This is a genomic window from Frankia sp. BMG5.60 (genome assembly GCF_059428125.1).
In genome coordinates, this window is record NZ_CM182091.1 from 1,803,343 (window position 1) to 1,824,761 (window position 21,419).

Genomic DNA, 21,419 nt, shown 5'->3' on the forward strand with positions numbered 1-21,419 from the left:
CAGTCGAACGCTGTCCTGCGGGCATTCGGCCATTCAGGCAGCCGGCATCGGGCCGGCCGGGCAACCAGGCCTACCGCAGCGCATCCCCGATCTGGGCCACCAGGGCCTTGACGGCGTAGGGGATGCTCAGCACCGAGGCGAACGAGAGGGCGAGCCCGGTGTTGTTGTCCGGGAAGACCGCCCTGTTCTCCGTGACGGCCGCCATCCGCGCGATCTGCGGATACTCGGCGAGCGTCTTGTCCTTCGGCAGACCCTGCTGGCTGAGGACGATGACCACGTCGGCGTCCGCGTCGGCCATCCGTTCCGCGGACAGACTCACGAAGGCCTCCTCCGTCCCCAGGCTCTTCACGTACGGCGACGGGGTGAGCCCGAGGGCCGTCACGACCTGAGTGCGGGTGTCCGCCGACGAATAGACGGCGACCTCTCCCTCCCAGGCCAGCAGAATGGTGACGGTGCGACCGGAGAACGTGGGGTTGTCCGCTGCCGCCTTTCTGAGTACATCCTGGGTCCTGGTGACCAGCGCCGCTCCGTCGGTCTTGCGGCCGACCGCGGTGGAGATGACTTCCGTGGACTGCTGCCACGGCACGGAGTTCGGGTCGCGGTCCGGCGGCAGGCCGACCGTCGGCGCGAACGCGGACAGCGACTTGTACTCGTCCTTGTCACCCCGGGACTGCACGTCCAGGATCAGATCGGGAGTCAGTCGACCGACCTGTTCGTAGTCGAACGGCGGGCTGAAGAACTTCGGCGTGACGTTCCCCAGCCTGGACTCCGCCCAGACGCCGACGCCGCGCTTCATCTCCTCGGTGAACTGGAAGACGCCGATCGGCACGATGCCCAGGGCGAGCAGGACATCGTGATCGGTGCGGCCGAGCGAGAGGACCCGGCTCGGCGCCTTCGGGATGGTCACCGTGCCGAACGAGTCCCTGATGGTGACCGGAAAGGCTCCCGCGGCCGCTCCGGCCGTTCCGGCTGTGCTGGTCGCCGCCGGACCCGTGGTATCCCCGCCGCAGGCGCTCAGCAAAGCGGTGGAACCCAGAGCGGCGCCGAAGAACAGGATGTCGCGGCGACTCCGTGGGCGTCCACCAGTCACGGGGATGTACATGCGTTCGTCCTCGTCTCGTGGCAGTCGTCAGGAGCTGCCAGCAACTAAGAGTAGCTAGGGAGAGCCGGTCTCTTTGCCCTTGACGTGGGGAGTCGACCGTCGGGTTCGCGGCGCATCGCCGAATGCCCCGAACTCTGCGACCCGCCCGCCACTAAGGCGAGCCTAACCCGTCCACCTGCCGTTTCGCAACTATGGCGGCTGCTATCCAGGAGCATTCTTGTGGCGTCACGAAAAAAGGGCGCGCGAAACCGCCGAATCGGCCTGGCCGTGTTTCGGGTGATGCTGCGGGAGCGAATCGCCGCCGACGGCGGGGCGCGGTTACGGAAAAGACGTCCGGGTTCAGCCGACCGGCTGTCGGGACACCGGAGAAGAGCGTCGAGATCTGGCCTGCTCACTGGAGCCGCCACCGATCCTCGAAGGCGTCCAGGGTGCTTTGGTCGAGGGAGACCAGGGGCATGTCCGACGGGGTGTGCCCGCCGCTGCCGGCGCCGCTGCCGGCGCCGGCCCCGCCGGCGACGTGCTCGGCGAGGGAGGCGAGCGCGGCGCCCCACGCCGCGGCGAGGGCGTCGACCTCGCCGTCGCCGAACAGCTCGGCGGGGTAGGACCAGGAGGACCGCAGCACGGGGCCGGCGTCGGTGTCCTCCGTGAGCGCGGTGACCACCAGGCAGGCCGCGGCCGGTGCCGACAGGTCGGAGAAGCCGGCGAGATCGGCGAAGCCGGCCGCCGGCGACCACGGGCCCCGGTCGGCCTTGCCGCTGGACCGGCCCAGGTAGTTGAAGATGATCTGCGGCGCCGACGACCGGCCCAGCTCGGCGCCCACCCCCGGGTTCAGGTACCGCAGCAGCCCGTAGCCCAGGCCGTGGTCGGCCATCGCCCGCCGGTTCTCCTTGACCGACTTGACCAGCCGGCCCACCGAAGCGCCACCCGCGCGGGCGTCGTCGAGGTCGACCTCGGTCAGGTCGAGCCGTACGGGGTACAGGCTGGTGAACCAGCCGACCGTCTGGGAGAGATCGGCGCCGGGCACGGCCGCCTCCTCCCGCCCGTGCCCCTCGAGCGCGATGCGCAGGTGCGGGGCGCTGCGGCCGTGTCCGCGGCCCCAGTCCGCGACGGCGAGGCCCAGGGCCGCGAGCAGGACGTCGTCCACTCCGGTGAAGAACGCCTCGGGGACGTCGGTGAGCAGGGGGCGGGTCGCCGCGACCGGCAGCTCCGCGCGGACGGTGCGCAGCGTGGAGGTCAGGTCGCGGCTCGGGTCCAGGTGCCGCGTGCCCAACGGGGGCTCGTCGCCGCCGGCCATCTCCCGCCACATCGGCAGCTCGGCGACCCGGGCCGGCAGGACCGCCGCGTCGGCCAGGCCGAGCGCCCAGTGCCGGAAGGGCGTTGCGGCCGGCGCGTCGTCGGGTGCGAGCCCGCCGCGCACGCGCCGCAGCGCGTCGGCGAGGTCGGGCACGAGGATCCGCCAGGACACCTCGTCGACGGCGAGGTGGTGCGCGACCAGCGAGACCAGGCCGCCCGCCGGTCCGCCGTCGAACCAGACCACCTCCAGCAGCAGGCCCGCCGCCGGGTCCAGCCGGTCCGCCGCCGCGGCCGTCTCGGCGCGGACGACCTCGGCGCTCGACGGCGCGTCGGGGCCGTCGCCGAGCTCGACGCGGCGCACGACCGGTCGCGCCGGCTCGGCGCAGGGTGGGATGACCATGGTCCAGTCGTCCGCGTCCGGAGTGACGACGGCGCGCAGGATGTCGTGCCGGCGCAGCAGCGTGCCGACCGCCGCCTCGAGCGCGGCGAGGTCGAGGTCGTCCGGTGCCACCAGCACCACCGCCTGGGCGAACCGGGGCCGCAGGCCGTCGCGTTCGAGGACCGCGCGCATGATCGGAGTGAGGGGCACCGGTCCCGTCGCCTCGTGCGTGGCGACGGGCGGTCCCGCGGGTTCGGCGGCCGCCTTGGCGTCGGCGGCTGCGGCGATCTCGGCGATGGTGCGGTGCGTGAACACGTCGCCGGGGGTGATCCGCAGCCCCGCGGCGCGGGCCCGGGCGACGAGCTGGATCGAGACGATGCTGTCCCCGCCGAGCGCGAAGAAGGAGTCGTCGGGGCCCACCTCCGCCACCGCCAGCAGGTCCGTGACGAGCCCGGCGAGCGTTCTCTCCGTCGCCGAGCCCGCCGCCCGGCCGGTGCCCCGCGGCTGCGGGGCCGGCAGGGCGCGCCGGTCGACCTTGCCCGCGGGCGTCAGCGGGATGGCGTCCAGCGACTGGATGATCGTCGGCACCATGTGGTCGGGCAGCCGGCCGCCCAGCCACCGGCGCAGGCCCTCGACGTCCGGCTGCGCGCCGGGCACGCCGGTGACGTAGCCGACGAGATGCGCGGCGCCGCCGGCGTTGCGGTGCACCGTGACCACCGCCTGCCGCACGCGGTCGTGCTCGCCGAGCGCGGCCTCGATCTCCTGGAGCTCGACCCGCATCCCCCTGATCTTGACCTGGTGGTCGGCCCGCCCGACGAACTCCAGCGTGCCGGCGGCCGTCCAGCGGGCGAGGTCGCCGGTGCGGTAGAGCCGGGCCCCGGGCGTCCACGGGTCCGCGACGAAGCGGGCCGCGGTCTGGCCCGGATCGCCCACGTAACCGCGGCCGAGCGGCAGGCCGCCCGCGTAGAGCTCACCCTGCACCCCCACGGGCGTCGGGTTCAGCGCCTCGTCGAGCACGTACAGGCGGGTGTTCGGGTTGGGCCGGCCGATGCTGATGCCGAACCGCTCGGCGTCGTCGCGGTAGATGTCGTGACTGACGCCGATGGTGGCCTCCGCCGGGCCGTACCCGTGGTACATCACCGCGTTGAGCGTCGCGCGGAAGCGCCCGAACAGCTCGGGGGTGAGGGCCTCGCCGCCGCACCAGACGTGGCGCAGCGTGCCGACGGCCCCGTCGATACCGGGGAGCTGCAGCAGCATGTCCAGCATCGAGGCGACCAGGTAGGTGAAGGTGACCCGGTGCCGGGTGATCATCTCGAGCAGGTAGTCGACGTCCCGCTCGCCGCCCGGCCTGGCGATGACCAGGGTGGCGCCGGTCGCCAGCGGCAGGAAGATCTCGTTGACCGAGATGTCGAAGCCGAGCGGGGCCTTGAACAGGACGGCGTCGCCGGGGCCGAAGCCCAGCAGGCCGCGCTGCCACAGCAGCCGGGCGGCGATCGCCTGATGGCCGATCATCGCCCCCTTCGGGGTGCCGGTCGAACCCGAGGTGTAGATGACGTACGCGAGGCCGTCCGGGTGCAGGGGCGCGACCGGGACGGGTGCCGGCGCGGCCGGGGTCTCCCCGGCGATCAGGACGGGCACGTCGAGCTCGTCGGGCAGCCCGGTTCCGGTGGCGCTGACCACGGCGCGCAGCCGGGCCGTGCGGTGGATGTCGGCGATCCGGCGGGCGGGCCAGCCGGGTTCCAGCGGCACGAAGGCCGCGCCGATCCGCTGGATGCCGAGCAGTGCCGCGACCAGGTCGGCGGACCGGTCGAGGTGCGCGCCGACGACGTCCTCGGTGGTGACGCCGAGGGCGAGCAGCCCGGCGGCGACGGCGTCGGCCCTGCGGTCGAGGTCGGCGTAGCTCAGCCGGGCGTCGCCGTCGACGAGGGCGAGCGCGTCCGGGGTGCGGGCCGCCTGCTCGGCGAACAGCGCGGGCACCGTCGTGTCGGCCAGCGGGGTGACGGTGTCGGTCCACTCGACGAGCAGGCGGTGCCGCTCGTCGGGGTTGAGCACGTCCAGCGCGGACAGCCGGGTCTCGGCGGCGGTGCCGAGGATCCGCATCGTGTGGACGAGCCGCGTGGCGAAACCCTCGATCGTGGCCCGGTCGAACAGGTCGGCGTCGTACTCCACGCAGCCGCCGTAGGTGCCGTCCGGCCGCGGCGTGAAGTCGAACGCGAGGTCGAACTTCGCCCCGGCCGCCGTGTCGTCGTGGCCAGTCGTGTCGTCGTCGCCGGTCGTGTCGTCGTCGCCGGTCAGGGCGGAGACGTCGATCCCGGCGAGCCCGGCGGCCGCGGTCCCGGCCTCGCGGAAGTCGACCATCGTCTGGAACAGCGGGTGCCGTCGCGCGGCCCGCTCCGGGTTGACCGCCTCCACGACCCGGTCGAACGGCGCGTCGGCGTGCGCGTAGGCGTCCAGCGCCGCCTCCCGCACGTCGAGCAGCAGGTCACGCAGCGTCGGGTCGCCGTCGAGCCGGGTGCGCAGCACCACGGTGTTGACGAAGAAGCCGACGAGGTTGTGCAGCGCCTCGTCGCCGCGGCCCGCGGACAGCGCGCCGAGCGGGATGTCGCGGCCGGCGCCGAGCTTGTGGAGCAGGACCGCCACGGCGGCGCACGCGGTCATGAACTCCGTCGTGCCCGTGTCACGCCCCAGGTCGCGCAGGCCCTGGACGACGCCGGCGGGCACCGGGAAGCGCACCTCCCCGCCGCGTGGCGGCGAACCGGCGCGGCGCGGGCGGTCGACGGGCAGCGGGATCTCCTCGGGCAGCTCCGCGAGCGTCCGCGTCCAGTACCGCAACTGGCCGGCGAGGACGCTGTCGGGGTCGTCGGGATCGCCGAGCAGTTCCTGCTGCCAGAGGGTGTAGTCGGCGTACTGGACGGGCAGCGGCCGCCACGCCGGCGCGACGCCGGCCGACCGGGCCGCGTAGGCGGTCGCCAGGTCGGCGAGCAGGGGGTCGGTCGACCACTCGTCCCCGGCGATGTGGTGCACCACCAGCCCGAGCACGTGGTCGTCGGCCGCGAGGCGGAACAGGTGCACGCGCAGCGGCGGCTGCGTCCCCAGGTCGAACGGTCGGGAGACGGCCTCGGCGACCAGGGCCGGCAACTCGCCCTCGCCGGTCTCGACGAGGGCGACCGCCGCGCGGCACTCGGCCAGGATCTGCTGGTAGGGCGTGCCGCCGTCGTCGGGGAAGACGGTGCGCAGGGACTCGTGCCGGGTGACGACGTCGTCGAACGCGGCGGTGAGGGCGGCGACGTCGAGGTCGCCGCGCAGGCGGGCCACGAAGGGGACGTTGTAGGTGCTCGACGGGCCTTCGAGCCGGTCGAGGAACCACAGCCGGCGCTGGGCGGCGGACAGCGCAAGCCGCTCGGGCCGGGGCCGGGGCCCGAGCGCAATCCGCGCCGAGGGGGGTCGCTCGGCGTCCAGCGCGGCCGCGAGGCCGGCCACGGTGGGGGTGTCGAAGACCGTGCGGACTGGGGTCTCCGCGCCGGTCTCGGTCCGGATCCGGGCGATGAGGCGGGCGGCGAGCAGGGAGTGCCCGCCGAGGGCGAAGAACGAGTCGTCGAGGCCGACGTCGTCGACGCCGAGCAGCGCCCCGAACAGCCCCGCGAGCAGACGCTCCGTCGGCGTCGCCGGGGCTCGGCCGGTGCCGGCGCCGCCGGTGAAGGACGGCGCGGGCAGGGCCCGGCGGTCGAGCTTGCCGTTCGGCGACGACGGGAACGCGTCGAGGACGACCACGGCCGCGGGCACCAGATAGTCCGGAAGAACCGCCGCGGTCGCGGCCCGAAGCTGATCGGGATCGAGCGGTTCTCCCCGCTCCGCCGCGGAAGCGTCCCCGGGACCCGTTGCGGAGGCGTCCCCGCGGTCGGGGCCGATCGTGGTTGGGTGGTGGCCGGTGACGTAGCCGACGAGACGGGTGATCCCGTTGTCGGTGCGGGCGACCACCACGGCCTGGTTCACCCCGGGCAGCCCACCCAGCACCGCTTCGACCTCACCGGGCTCCACCCGATAGCCACGAATCTTCACCTGCTCGTCGGCGCGGCCCAGGAACTCCAGCATGCCGTCTGACTGCCACCGCACGAGATCCCCCGTCCGGTACAGCCGCTCGCCGTCCCCGAACGGGTCCGCCACAAACCGCGACGCCGTCTCCCCCGGCCGACCCTCGTAACCGCGGGCCACACCCGCACCACCCACATACAGCTCCCCGGCCACCCCGACCGGCACGGGCAGCAACGCGCCGTCCAGCACATAGGTCCGCAGCCCCGCGACCGCACGGCCAATATGCGAACCCACCCCGGATTCCACAGGTGTCCAGGTCGCGTCGACCGTGCATTCCGTCGGCCCGTAGAAATTCAACCCCTGCACACCCGGCGCCGAACCCAATGCGTCCCACAGGCGAGAACCCACCGCCTCCGCCCCGGTCGCGACCACCGACGGCACCCAGGCACCGGCCAGCAAACCGTCATCCACCAGCAGTTCCAACAACGACGGCGGCACATCCACGAAATCAATCCGCTCCTCACGGACCACCCGCACAATCCCCGCCGCATCCCCCATCAACTCGTCCGGCAGCACATGCATCGCATGCCCCGCCAACATCCACACCAGCGGATCCAAAGACCCGTCAAACGCAAACGACAACACGTTCAACACCCGCAACCGCCGACCACCCAGCCGGCCCACCGCCGGCTCGATCACCGCCGCCCGATGCGCCAACGCCAGATTCACCAGACCCTCATGCGTACCCACCACCCCCTTCGGACGCCCCGTCGACCCCGACGTAAACACCACATACGCCGCCGACCCAGGCCCCACCGGCCCCGACAAAACCCCCGAACCCACAGCCGAACCCGAACCCGCAGGCGAACCCGAACCCGCATTCACATCCGAGACCGCACCCGCATCCGACTCCGAGCCCGAATTCACCTCCGACCAGGAATCCGGGTCGTCCACCAGAATCGTCCGACCCGAGAACCCCGCCTCCACCACCCGGTCCGCCACCACCGACGACGTCACCACCACCAGCGGATCCGCCTCCCCCAACACCACACCCACCCGCGACACCGGATGCACCGGATCCACCGGCACCACCACACCCCCCGCCTTCCACACCGCCACCATCACCACCACCACCTCCACACCCCGCGGCACCACCACCCCCACCCGCACCTCAGACCCCACCCCCACCCGCCGCAACACCGCCGCCAACCGCGAAGCAACCCCATCCACCTCACCAAACGACAACGACACACCCCCACACACCACCGCCACCTCACCACCACCAGCACCCACCACCCCATCCCACACACCCAGCACCGACGAGAACGGAACGCGATCCGCGCCGGTAGCCGCAGCGGAATCGGAGCCGGCCGGCAGCGCGGCCGGATTCAGGGCCGAAACGCCGCTCCACTCGCCCAGCAGAAGCTCACGTTCCTCAGCGGAAAGTACGTCCACCCCGGACAGCGGAACATCCGGGTTGCCCGCGAAGGCGGCGAGCACGCGGCCGAGGCGGGCCAGAATACTTTCGACGTTCGCCCGGTCGAACAGGTCGGCGTCGTACTCGACCGAGGTGAGCAGGCCACCGCCGCGCAGGTCCGGGGCGAAGGTGAATCCGAGGTCGAACTTCGCGGCCGCCGGTTCGGCCGGTTCCAGCGGGGCCAGGTCGAGGCCGTCGAGCCCCGGATTCCCGGCCGCGGGGTTCCAGTAGTCCACGAGGGTCTGGACGAGCGGGTGGCGGCCCGCGGCGCGCTCGGGGTTGACCCGTTCCACGACGCTGTCGAACGGGACGTCGGCGTGGGCGTGGGCGTCCAGTGAACTGCGCCGGACCCGGTGCAGCAGTTCGCGCAGGGTCGGGTCGCCGGAAAGGTCGAGTCGGACCACCACCGTGTTCACGAAGAAGCCCACCAGGGACTCCAGGGCGGGATCGACCCGGCCGGCGACCAGTGCGCCCAGGGGAATGTCGGCGCCGGCGCCGAGCTTGTGCAGGGTGACCGCGACGGCCAGGTGCGCCAACGTGAGCTCGCTGGTTCCGGTCTGGGTGAGCAACGGACGCAGCGTTACCATGGTCGTCGCGGAGATCTCTCCCCGCACCCGCCCACCGCCCGCGACGGGGATCGCGGGCCTGGGCCGGTCGGCGGGTAGCTCCACCTGCGTGGGAAGGCCGGCGAGGGTCGTCGTCCAGTAGCTGAGCTGGCGCTCGGCCAGCTCCGTGGGTGCGTCCGGCGCGCCGAGCAGCTCCTGGTGCCACCGGGTGTAGTCGCCGTACTGGATCGGAAGAGGTGACCAGGCCGGGGCGCCGCCGCGCCGGCGGGCCGCGTAGGCGGTCGCCAGATCGCGCAGGAACGGCGTGGTCGAGCCCTCGTCGCCGGCGATGTGGTGCACGACCATGGCCAGGACATGATTATCGGCGGCGATCCGCAGCACCTGGACCAGGAGCGGGATCTCGGTCTCCAGCCGGATCGGCGTCTCGTGGACGTCACGGAGCGCAGCGGCGAGGCCGTCCTCGGTGACGTCGACGCACGAGAACGGCACGGCGACGTCGTCGTCGAGAATGCGCTGCACCGGCGTCCCGTCGACCTCCGGGAAGACGGTCCGCAGGGTCTCGTGCCGGGCGACGACATCCTGGACGGCCGCCCGCAGGGCCGCGAGGTCGAGCGGGCCGGTCAGCCGCGTGGCGAACGGCAGGTTGTAGGTGCTCGACGGGCCTTCGAGCCGGTGGAGGAACCACAGGCGCCGCTGGGCCGCCGACAGCGGCAGGGGGTCGGGACGGTCGGCCGCGGTGAGCGCGGGATATCCAGGCTGGGCGTCAAGCGCGTCCAGGTGGGCGGCCAGGGTGGCGACCATCGGGGCGTCGAACACCGAGCGGATCGAGACGGGCAGGTTCGTCGCCGCGCGGACGCGGGCGATGAGGCGGGCGGCGAGCAGGGAGTGCCCGCCGAGGGCGAAGAACGAGTCGTCGAGGCCGACGTCGTCCACGCCGAGCAATTCCCCGAACAGCCCCGCGAGCAGACGTTCGCTCGGCGTCGCGGGGACCCGGCCGGTGGTGGCCCCGCCGGTGAAGCTCGGCGCGGGCAGCGCCCGACGGTCGAGCTTGCCGTTCGGCGAGACCGGAAACGCTGCCAGCACGACCACAGCCGCGGGCACCAGATAGTCCGGAAGAACCGCCGCCGTCGCGGCCCGAAGCTGATCGGGATCGATCGTGGTGGGCTGGTCGGCGGTGACGTAGCCGACCAGTCGGGCCACGCCGTTGTCCGTGCGGGCGACCACCACCGCCTGGTTCACCCCGGGCAGCCCGCCCAGCACCGCTTCGACCTCACCGGGCTCCACCCGATAGCCACGAATCTTCACCTGCTCGTCCGCACGACCGAGGAACTCCAGCGTGCCCTCGGGCTGCCATCGCACCAGATCCCCGGTCCGGTACAGCCGCTCGCCGTCCCCGAACGGGCTCGCGACGAACCGCGACGCCGTCTCCCCCGGCCGACCCGCATAACCACGGGCCACCCCGACACCACCGACATACAGCTCTCCGGCCACGCCGGCCGGCACGGGCGACAACGCACCATCCAGCACATAGGTCCGCAGCCCCGCGACCGGCCGGCCGATATGCGGCCCTGTGCCGGTCTGCACGGGTGTCCAGGTGGCGTCCACGGTGCATTCCGTCGGCCCGTAGAAATTCAACCCCTGCACACCCGGCGCCGAACCCAATGCGTCCCACAGGCGAGAACCCACCGCCTCCGCCCCGGTCGCGACCACCGACGGCACCCAGGCACCGGCCAGCAAACCGTCATCCACCAGCAGTTCCAACAACGACGGCGGCACATCCACGAAATCAATCCGCTCCTCACGGACCACCCGCACAATCCCCGCCGCATCCCCCATCAACTCGTCCGGCAGCACATGCATCGCATGCCCCGCCAACATCCACACCAGCGGATCCAAAGACCCGTCAAACGCAAACGACAACACGTTCAACACCCGCAACCGCCGACCACCCAGCCGGCCCACCGCCGGCTCGATCACCGCCGCCCGATGCGCCAACGCCAGATTCACCAGACCCTCATGCGTACCCACCACCCCCTTCGGACGCCCCGTCGACCCCGACGTAAACACCACATACGCCGCCGACCCAGGCCCCACCGGCCCCGACAAAACCCCCGCACCCACAGCCGAACCCGAACCCGCAGGCGAACCCGAACCCGCATTCACATCCGAGACCGCACCCGCACCCGCATCCGACTCCGAGCCCGCACCCACCTCCGTACCCGAACCCGCAATCGCAACCGGATTCGTGTCCGGCCAGGAATCCGGATCGTCAACCAAAATCAGCCGACCCGAGAACCCCGCCTCCACCACCCGGTCCGCCACCACCGACGACGTCACCACCACCAGCGGATCCGCCTCCCCCAACACCACACCCACCCGCGACACCGGATGCACCGGATCCACCGGCACCACCACACCCCCCGCCTTCCACACCGCCACCATCACCACCACCACCTCCACACCCCGCGGCACCACCACCCCCACCCGCACCTCAGACCCCACCCCCACCCGCCGCAACACCGCCGCCAACCGCGAAGCAACCCCATCCACCTCACCAAACGACAACGACACGCCCCCACACACCACCGCCACCTCACCACCACCAGCACCCACCACCCCATCCCACACACCCAGCACCGACGAGAAAGCACCGGAACCCGACGGGGTGGCGGCGACGCTCACGTCCGCGCCGCTCCACTCCTCGACCAGCTCGCGGCGCTCGTCCACCGAAAGGACGTCGAGCTGGGAAAGGGAGAGTTCTGGCTGGCTCGCGAGCTGGGCGAGCACGTCGAGGAAACGCCGCAGAATGGTCCGCGCGGTCTGTTCGGAGAACAGGTCCGGACGGTATTCCAGTTTGACGCGCAGCTCGTCCTGATCGGGCATGAGCAGGAGGGTCAGCGGGTAGTGCGTGTAGCCGCGCGGCAGGCCGACCTCGGCGGTCAGGCCGCCGGAACGAGCCGGGTCGAGCAGGTCGGTCGTCTCCAGCGGGAACGTCTCGAACACCATGAGCGTGTCGAACAGTCGACCACCGCCGACGCCGACGGCGCCCTGGATCTCGGTCAGACCGAGGTACTGGTGGTCGAGCACCGCGATCTGAGCCTCGTGCAGCCGGTCCAGCAGGGTGTCGGCGCTCTCCCCCGGCGACCAGCGGACCCGGACGGGAACGGTGTTGATGAACAGGCCGACCATCGACTCCACCCCCGCGATCTCCGGCGGGCGGCCCGAGACCGTCACCCCGAAGACAACGTCGTCGGAGCCGGTGAGCCGCCCGAGTACCAGGCCCCAGGCGGCGCTGAGCAGCGTGTTGACAGTGACGCCGCGCTGGCGGGCGGTCCCGCTGAGCCGCGCGGTCACCGTGGCCGGCACGACGTCGAGGACGGCGTCGGGGATGACCCCGGTCTCGCGTGCGTCGGGCCCGGCCAGCAGGGTGGGCTGGTCGACCCCCCGGAGGACCTCCGCCCAGGCGGCCCGGGACTCGGCCCGGTCCTGGCCGGCCAGCCAGGCGAGGAAGTCCCGGTACGGCCGCGGCCGGGTGAGGGCGGCGGCGTCCGCCTGGCCCGACGCCTGGTAGAGGGCGAGCAGGTCGCGGATGACCAGCGGGGTGGACCAGCCGTCGAGGACGAGGTGATGGGTGGTCACCACGAGCCGGTGTTCGCTGGCCCCGAGGCGGACGATGGTGAACCGCAGCGGCGGCTGGACGTCCAGGTCGAACCGGGTGGTGCGGTCGGCCGCGAGGAACTCCTCGAGCGCACCCGCCACTCCCGCGGTGGAGGCGTGGGCGGAGGGGCCCTGGGCGGTCAGGTCGAGGACGGTGAACGCGGGCTCGACGTCGCCCAGCACCATCTGGACGGGTTCGGTTCCGTCGTCGACGAAGACGGTGCGCAGGGCCGGGTGCAGGTCGAGCAGCTCGCGGGCCGCCGTCCGCAGCCGGGTGACGTCCAGGTCTCCCCGTAGGTCGATGACCAGTTGGACGGCGTAGAAGTCCACGCCGTCCGCGTCGAAGCGGGCGTGGAAGAACAGCCCCTCCTGCAGCGGGGACAGCGGCAACACGTCGATGAGGTCGGGGTGGCGGGCCTGCCAGCGTTCGATATCCGCCTGGGTCGCGGCGACCAGGGGAACGTCGGCGGGCGTCCATCCACCGGCGCCCCGGCTCCGCGTACCCGGGGCCGGCGGTTCTCCGGCCACCGCGGGCACCCCGACCGTCGCGGGCGCCTCGCTCGTCACGGGCGCCTCGGCCGTCACGGGCGCCTCGGCCGTCACGGACGCGCAAGATGCCGCAAGCCCGCCGGCTGCCGGGCCCTCGGTGGACGTCTGGCTCTCGGCGGGCGCGGGCGCAGTGGTGGCCGCCGCGGCCAGGGCGGCGACGGTCCGCAGCTCGAAGACCTGGCGGGGGCGCAGGGGCAGGCCGGCCGCGCGGGCCCGCGCGACGAGCTGGATGGACATGATGCTGTCGCCGCCGAGCTCGAAGAACGAGTCGTCGGCGCCGACGCTCTCCCGGCCGAGGACCTGCGCGAACAGGTCGGCGAGGACACGCTCCACGCCGTCGGCGGGCGGGCGCCCGGCCGGCAGCGCGGCGGTGAGGTCGGCGGCGGGCAGCGCCGCACGGTCCAGCTTGCCGTTCGTGGTGAGTGGCAGCGCGTCGAGCACCGTCAGTACCGCGGGCACCATGTGCTCGGGCAGGCGCCCGACCAGGTACTCCCGGATCGATGCGACGTCCGGCCGCCGCCCGTCGACGTGCGAGTCGACGTGCCCGGCAACGTGCCCGGCGACGTGCCCGGCAACGTAGCCGGCGAGGTAGGCGCCGCCGGGCCGGTCGGTCCGGACGGTGACCGCGGCGCCGGCGACTGCCGGGGCGGTCGCGAGGACGGACTCGATCTCGGCGGGTTCGATCCGGAACCCGCGGATCTTCACCTGGTCGTCGGAGCGCCCCAGGTACTCCAGCTCGCCGGCGGTGGTCCAGCGCGCGAGGTCGCCGCTGCGGTAGAGCCGGCCACCCGGCGCGCCGAACGGGTCGGCCACGAACCGGGCCGCGGTCAGTCCGGCGCGGCCCAGGTACCCCCGGCCGACCTGCGGGCCGGAGAGGTACAGCTCGCCGACGGTGCCGTCGGGCACCGGGCGCAGCCCGCCGTCCAGGACGTACACGCCGAACCCGGGCAGGCCGGCGCCGATGACGCTCGACGAGGCGGCGAGCGCGTCCGCGGTCAGCTCGCGGTGCGTCACGTGCACCGTGGTCTCGGTGATCCCGTACATGTTGACCAGCCGCGGCGCGTCGGGGCGGCGTGCGTGCCAGCCGGCGAGCCGGGCCGGGTCGAGCGCCTCCCCGCCGAAGATCACGGTCCGCAGCGCGAGGCGGGTACCCGGCTGATCGGCGTCCGCGGCGGCAAGCTGGTAGAAGGCGGACGGCGTCTGGTTGAGCACGGTCACGCGGTGCCGGGCGAGCAGCTCGAGGAAGTCGGCGGGCGAGCGGGAGACCTCGTGCGGGACGACGACGAGCCGGCCGCCGTGCAGCAGCGGCCCCCAGGTCTCCCAGACCGAGAAGTCGAACGAGAAGGAGTGGAACAGCGTCCACACGTCGTCGGGGTCGAACGTGAACAGCGACCGGGCCGCGCGGAACAGCGCGAGGACGGAACGGTGAGAGACGATCACGCCCTTGGGGACGCCCGTCGACCCCGAGGTGTAGATGACGTACGCGGCCTGCTCGGATCGGCCGGGCCGGGCGGGCCGCTCGGTCGACACGGCGCCGTCGGGGGTGAGCCGGGGCGGGGCGGTGGCGGGCAGGTCCTGCCCGGCCTCCGCGACCACGGCGACGGGCCGCGCGTCGCGCAGGGTGAACGCGATGCGGTCGGTCGGGTAGCCGGGGTCGACCGGCAGGTAGCCCGCGCCGGCCTTGAGCGCGGCGAGCGCGGCGACGACGAGGTCGGCCCCGCGGGGCAGCAGGACGGCGACCAGCCGCTCGGGACCCGCCCCGAGGGCGATCAGGCGGTGGGCCAGCGCGTTCGCCCGGGCGTCGAGCTCGGCGTAGGTGAGGGTGTGGGTGTCCCACTCGACGGCGACGGCGCCGGGCGTGCGGTCGACGACCGCCTCGAACAGCTCGTGCAGGGTGGCGTCCGCGAGGTCGAGCGGCCCGGCGCCGAGGGCACGGCGCAGGATCGCCGCCGACTCGTCGTCCGCCAGGATCCCCACCGACGCGACGGCGGCCCCGGGGTCCGCGACGATCGACGCGAGCACGCGGCGCAGCCGGGCGAGCAGCAGCCGGGCGCCGTCCGCGCCGACCTCGCGCAGGCGGTACTTGAGCGTGACCTCGAGTCCGCCGCCGGACGGCATCACCATGAGCGTCAGCGGGTAGTGCGTGGAGATCGGCCGGTGCACCCCGGCGGCGCGCAGGCCGCCGGCGGCGAGGGCACCGTCGATCGCCGCGCCGTCGAACGGGAACGACTCGAACACCACCAGGCTGTCGAACAGCTCGCCGGTGCCGAAGCCGACGGCCTGCTGGATGTCGGCCAGCCCGCAGTGCTGGTGGTCGAGCAGGTCGGCCTGCTCCCGTTGCAGGCGGACGGCGAGCTCGGCCACCGGCTCGGCCGGGCGCAGCCGGACCCGCACCGGCACCGTGTTGATGAACAGGCCGACCATGGCCTCGACCCCGGGCAGGTCGGCGGGCCGGCCGGAGACCGTCGCCCCGAAGACGACGTCGTCGGACCCGGTGAGCCGGCCGGCGAGGATCCCCCAGCCGAGCTGGACCACCGTGTTCAGGGTGACGCCAAGGGAGCGGGCGAGCCCGGTCAGCCCCGCCACCAGCTCGGCCGGCAGCGTCTCCACCAGCTCGTCGGGGAGGACCGCGGGTTCCCCCTGGGCGGCGGGTACCAGGTGCGTCGCCGCCGTGACGCCGTCCAACGCGATACGCCAGGCGTCGAGTGACGCCGCCGCGTCGCGCTCGGCGAGCCAGACGAGGTGGTCACGGTACGGGCGCACAGCGGGCAGCGCGGGCGCGGCCCCGTCGGCGGCGTAGAGGGCGAACAGGTCGCGCATCACCAGCGGCGTCGACCAGCCATCCATGATCACGTGATGGTTGGTGAGCACGAACCGGTGCCGGTCGGGACCGAACACCAGCAGCATGGCGCGCAGCAACGGCGGGCGGCGCAGGTCGAAGCTGCGCCGCCGGTCGGCCGCCACGAGCTCGTCGGCACGGTGCTCGGCCCCGGTCAGGTCGGCCTCTGTCGGATCGGCCCCGGTCGGATCGACCCCGGTGAGGTCGATCTCGGTCCAGGGAACCTCGACCTTGCGCAGCACGATCTGGACCGGGTCGCCGACGTCCATGACAAACCCGCTGCGCAGCGCCGAGTGCCGGGCCACCAGCGCGTTCGCGGCGCGGCGCAGCCGGGCGGGGTCGAGCGGGCCGTCGAGGTCCACGACGAGCTGCGCCACATAGGCGTCCGTGCCGGCGACGGCGTCGGTGCCCGCGTCGGCGTCGGTGCCCGCGTCGGTGCCGGTGCTGCCGTCGGTGCTGTCGGTGCCGGGGGCCTCGGGGGCCCCGGGGGTGCCGTCGGCCAGGGCGGCGTGGAACACCAGCCCCTTCTGCAACGGGGACAGCGGGAGAATGTCCTCGATCGCGGAACCGCCGGCGCTCACGTCGTCCTCCACATCGCCTCAAGGGCGTCGAGCTGGTTCTGGTCCAGGGAGACCAGGGACAGGTCCGATGGGGTCCGCCCGCCCGCCCCCGCGCCGGCGGCATGCCGGACGAGAGCCTCGAGGGCGGCGCACCACCGGGCCGCGAGGTCGGCGACCGACGCGGCGTCGAAGAGCCCCTCGGCGTACATCCAGTGCGCCACCAGGCGCGGGCCCTCGGCGGTGTCCTCGGTGATCGCGTTCACGACCAGGCCGGCGGGCAGCGGCATGTCCGGGCCGTAGGCGGCGCCGATGCCGTCGGCGGCGACCCGCCAACCGGCGCCGCTCGGTGCCTCGAAGCGGCCCAGGTAGTTGAAGCCGATCTGCGGGACGGGCCGGGCGGCGAGCTGTGCCCCCGCCTGCGGGTCGAGGTGACGCAGCATGCCGTAGCCGATGCCGTGGTCCGGCAGGGAACGCAGGTGCTCCTTGACCCGCTTGATGACCGTCCCGGCGGCGGGACCGCCGGCGAGCGCGTCGGCGAGGTCGACGCCCCGGGTGTCCAGCCGGACGGGATGCTGGCTGGTGAACCAGCCGACGGTGCGGGCCAGGTCGCTGCCGGCGACCGCGGTCTCCTGACGCCCGTGGCCCTCGAGCAGCACGAGCGCGCAGCGGCCCGCGTCACCGCGGGCGGCCGGCCACGAGCCGAGGGCGAGCGCGAGCCCGGCGAGCAGCACGTCGTCGACCCCGGCGAAGAACGCGGCGGGCACCGAGGTCAGCAGTGGCTCGGCGACGTCCGGTGCCAGCCGGACGGTGTGGGTCCGCACGGTCGACCAGGTGTCGCGGGCCGGATCGGCATGGCGCCGGCCCAGCAGTTCGCCGCGTCCGTCGAGCAGGTCCCGCCACCGGGCGGTCTCCGCCGTGCGCCCGGCGGCGGCGCGGGCGAGGCCGCGGGCCCACGTCCGGAAGGAGGTCGGCACGGGCGCAAGGATGGGTTCGCGGCCGGCCGCCGCGTCCTGGTAGGCCGTGGCCAGGTCCTCGACGATGATCCGCCAGGAGACCCCGTCGACGACCAGATGGTGGGCGACCAGCAGCAGCCGCGCGGGCCGGGCCGGGCCGGCGTCGAGCAGCACTGCCTGCAGGACCCGGCCGTCTCCCGGCGCCAGCCGGGACGCCGCCGCGGCGAGCCCGCCCGCGACGCGGTCCGCGGACACCGGGCCGTCGACGCCGACCCGGCGCAGCACCGACGCCGCGGCCACCGAACCCACCGGGCCGAACGTGAGCACGGGCGGCGTGCCGGCGCGGTCGAGTCGGGCCCGCAGCGCGTCGTGGCGGTCGAGGACGGCCTGCAGGGCCCGTTCCAACGCCGCCGCGTCGGGCGCGGCGGGGAGATCGACGACGACCGACATCCGGTGCTCGTCGGCGAGGGGGCCGCGGTCGGCGAACGAGCGCATGATCGGCGTCAGCTCGACCGGGCCGACTCCGTCGGCGTCCCCGGCCGCCGCGGCGGGCCCGCCGTCCGTGGTGGCGGCGACGGTGGCGGCGGCCGCCAGCGACTCCACCGTGCGGTGCGCGAACACCTCCCTGGGGGTGAACCGCAGGCCCTCCCGACGGGCGCGGCTGACCAGTCGGATCGCCAGGATGCTGTCGCCGCCGAGCTCGAAGAACGACTCGTCGAGTCGTACCGATTCGACCCCGAGGATGTCGGCGAACAGGCCGGCCAGCGTCGTCTCGGCGCCGCTCGCGGGCGCTCGCGCCGGGCCGGCGGCGGCCGGGTCGGTGCCGAAGCGGGGGGCGGGCAGGGCGCGTCGGTCGACCTTGCCCGACGGCGAGAGCGGGAGCGCGGGCAGGAAGGTCAGTGTCGCGGGCACCAGGTGGTCGGGCAGGACCGCGGCGGCGTGCTCGCGCAGGGCCACGGCAGCCGGCTGCGCGCCGTCGGTGAGCACCAGATAGGCGGCCAGGTAACGGCCGCCGGGACCGTCGGTGCGGGCGGCCACCGTGGCCTGGGCTACGCCGGGGAAGGTCAGCAGGACGGACTCGATCTCGCCGAGTTCGACCCGGTAGCCGCGGATCTTGACCTGGTCGTCGACCCGGCCGAGGAACTGCAGCGCACCCGACGGCAGCCGCCGCATCAGGTCGCCGGTGCGGTACAGCCGCGCACCGGGCGGCCCGTAGGGGTCGGCGACGAACCGGGACGCGCTCAGACCCGGCCGGTTCAGGTAGCCGCGGGCGAGCTGCGCCCCGCCGATGTACAGCTCGCCGGGCACGCCGAGGGGGACGAGGCGCAGGTTCTCGTCGAGGACGTGGCAGGTCGTGTTGGCCACCGGCGACCCGACGGGGACGGCGCCGACGACTCCGACGGCTCCGACGACTCCGACTGCTCCGGCCCCGTCGGGGGCGGCGTCCACCGGGTGCAGCAGGGCGCCGACCGTCGTCTCGGTCGGGCCGTACTCGTTGATGACGGCGAACCGGTCGTCCGGCGGACGGTTCCACTGGTCCAGGGCCTCGCCGCGCAGCTCCTCGCCGGCGATGACGAGGGTGCGCGGGCCGTCGTCGGCGAACCGCACCGACGGCAGCAGCGGCAGATGACTCGGCGTGATCTTGAGGAAGGTGGCCGCGCCGGCGGCCCGGGCGATGGCGTCCGGCGAGTCGGCGCACAGCTCGACCGCGCCGCCGCAGGTGAGGGTCGCCAGCAGCGGGGTGACCGAGAAGTCGAACGAGATCGAGGAGTGCATGAGGGTGTGGCCGGCCAGGCCGGGGAAGCGCGCCACGGCCCAGTCCAGGTGGTTGGCGAGCGCCCGGTGGGCGACGACCACGCCCTTGGGCACGCCGGTCGACCCGGAGGTGTAGATCACGTACGCCGGGTGTTCGGGGTTCAGGGGGGTGACCCGGTCGGCGTCGGTGAGGTCGTGGTCGGGCAGTGCGCCCAGGCGGGCGAGGGTGTCCGGGGCGTCGAGCAGCACCGCGCCGAGGCCGGGAAGGCCGGGCAGCGCCCCCTGCCCGGCGGCGGTGGTGATCAGCAGGACTGGTCGGGAGTCCGTCAGCATGAGCCGCACCCGGTCGGGCGGGTAGTCCGGGTCGACCGGCACGTAGGACGCGCCCGCCTTGGCGACCGCGAGCACCGCGACCACCATGTCGGCGGACCGCCCGATCCCCAGCGCCACCACCGACTCGGGGCCGGCGCCGTGCTCGACGAGCAGCCGGGCCAGCCGGTTCGCCCGGCGGTCGAGCTGCCGGTAGGTCAGCAGCTCGCCGTCGGCCAGCACGGCCGGTGCGTCGGGCGTCGCCGTCGCCTGGGCGGCGAACCGCTCGGGCAGCAGCTCGGGCGCCGGGACGGCGGCGGTGTCGTTCCACCCGACGAGGAGCTGGTCACGCTCGGTGTCGCTGAGCAGGTCGAGGTCGCGCAGCACGATGTCGGGGCGGGCGAGCACCACGTCCAGCAACCGGTCGAGGTGACCGAGCAGGCGGGCGACGAGGGCACGGGCCGGACCGGTCGCCGGGTGGTTGGCCTCGACGGTGACCGTGTCGCCGTCGATCTCGACGGCGAGGGTCAGATCGAAGCGGGCGCCGTCGCCGGGCACGTGCCGGCGCCACGCGGTGATCCCGGCCGCCCGGAACGGCGCCAGCATCGAGGCACGCAGCGAGAGCACGACACCGAACAGCGCGGCGTCGCCCCGCGCCCGCTCGGGGTCCACCGCCCGGCCGATGTCGTCGAGGTCGACGTCCTGGTGGGCGTAGGCGGCGAGGCACACCTGTCGCGCCTGGGCCACGAGGGCGATGAAGGTGTCCGCGTCGTCCAGGCGCAGCCGCAGCGGGATCGTGTTGCCGAGGTAGCCGACCACCTTGGCGCCCCCGGCGACGTCCCGGTTGACGACCGGCACGCCGATCACCACGTCGCGGGCCCCGCCGTAGCGGCGCAGCAGCACGGCGACGGCGGCGGTGAGGATCATGAAGGTGGACGCGCTGTGTTCGCGAGCCGCGTCCCGGACCCGGGTGGCCATCCCCGCACCGAGCACCCGCGTCTGGTCGACGCCGCCGGCGCCCCGGTCGGCGGCGGTGAGCTCGGGCAGGACGAGCGGCTCCGGCAACGGGTCGAGGGTGCCGCGCCAGAACGCGAGCCCGGCCTCGGCCGCGGGGTCCTGCGCCGCCGGGCGGAGCGCCACGTCGGCGTACTGCGGCGCGGCGGGCAGGACGGCGGACGGATCGCGCAGGAACGCGACCAGCTCGCCGAAGAAGATCGCCGTGGTGCTGTCGTCCCAGGCGATGTGATGGGCGACGACGATCAGGGTCAGCGCCTGCGGGCCCGTCGTGAACAGGCCGATCCGCAGCGGGGAGTCGGCGGACAGGTCGAACGGGATCGCGGCGAGCGCGGCGCACAGCTCACCCGCGCGGGCGGACCGCTCGCCGGCCGGAAGGCCGGTGAGATCCCGCTGGTCGACGACCGGCGCAAGCATCGGATGGACCACCTGGACCACCCGGCCGTCGCCGTCCATCCGGTAGGTGGTCCGCAGCACGCCGTGCCGGGCGACGACCGCCTCGGCCGCGGCGACGACGGCGTCCGCACGTACCGGTCCCGCCAGATCCAGCGCAAGCCGGACGTTGTACCCGGTCGTGCGCGGGTCGAGGTTCTGCAGCGACCACATCCGGCGCTGCCCGGCGGACAGCGGCCGGCCCCCGCCGGCGGCGGATGTCCCCCCGGCGGTGCCCGACGCCGAGGTCGATCCGGCGGCGGGCACGGAGGCGGAGGCGGGCGCAGACGCGGGGCTCGGGACGGGTCCGGAGGCGAGGCCCTGTTCGGCGAGCCGTCGCCGGGCCAGCTCCCGGCGCAGGGCACGCGGGTCCTTCGCGCGCTCGTCGATGCTCACGGCGCGGCCGTCCGGGTCCGGTCGTCCCGCGCCATTACTGTCCCTCGCTGTTCGTCAGGTCGAAGAAGTGACCGCTCTCGTCGTCGAACAGGCTCACGGCCATGCG

At 73.8% G+C, this 21,419-nt stretch carries 3 protein-coding genes; all 3 read right to left on the bottom strand.

The window, feature by feature from the left end:
* Window positions 1-70: 70 nt before the first annotated feature.
* Complete coding sequence (locus AC5R91_RS07190; protein ID WP_495396366.1) at window positions 71-1,102, bottom strand: ABC transporter substrate-binding protein; 1,032 nt, start codon at window positions 1,100-1,102, stop codon at window positions 71-73.
* 391 nt (window positions 1,103-1,493) lie between these two features.
* A complete protein-coding gene (locus tag AC5R91_RS07195) occupies window positions 1,494-16,475 on the bottom strand; it encodes an amino acid adenylation domain-containing protein (RefSeq protein WP_495396367.1) in 14,982 nt (4,993 codons plus the stop codon).
* Entirely contained in the window at window positions 16,472-21,313 is a 4,842-nt protein-coding gene (locus tag AC5R91_RS07200; protein WP_495396368.1) for an amino acid adenylation domain-containing protein, read from the bottom strand. The genes AC5R91_RS07195 and AC5R91_RS07200 overlap by 4 nt, the downstream gene beginning before the upstream one ends.
* Between the last annotated feature and the right edge of the window lie 106 nt (window positions 21,314-21,419).

What these genes read in the sequence shown, in the direction of transcription:
- AC5R91_RS07190 (WP_495396366.1), bottom strand. Translation starts at nt 1,102, where the DNA reads ATGTACATCCCCGTGACTGGTGGACGCCCACGGAGTCGCCGCGACATC.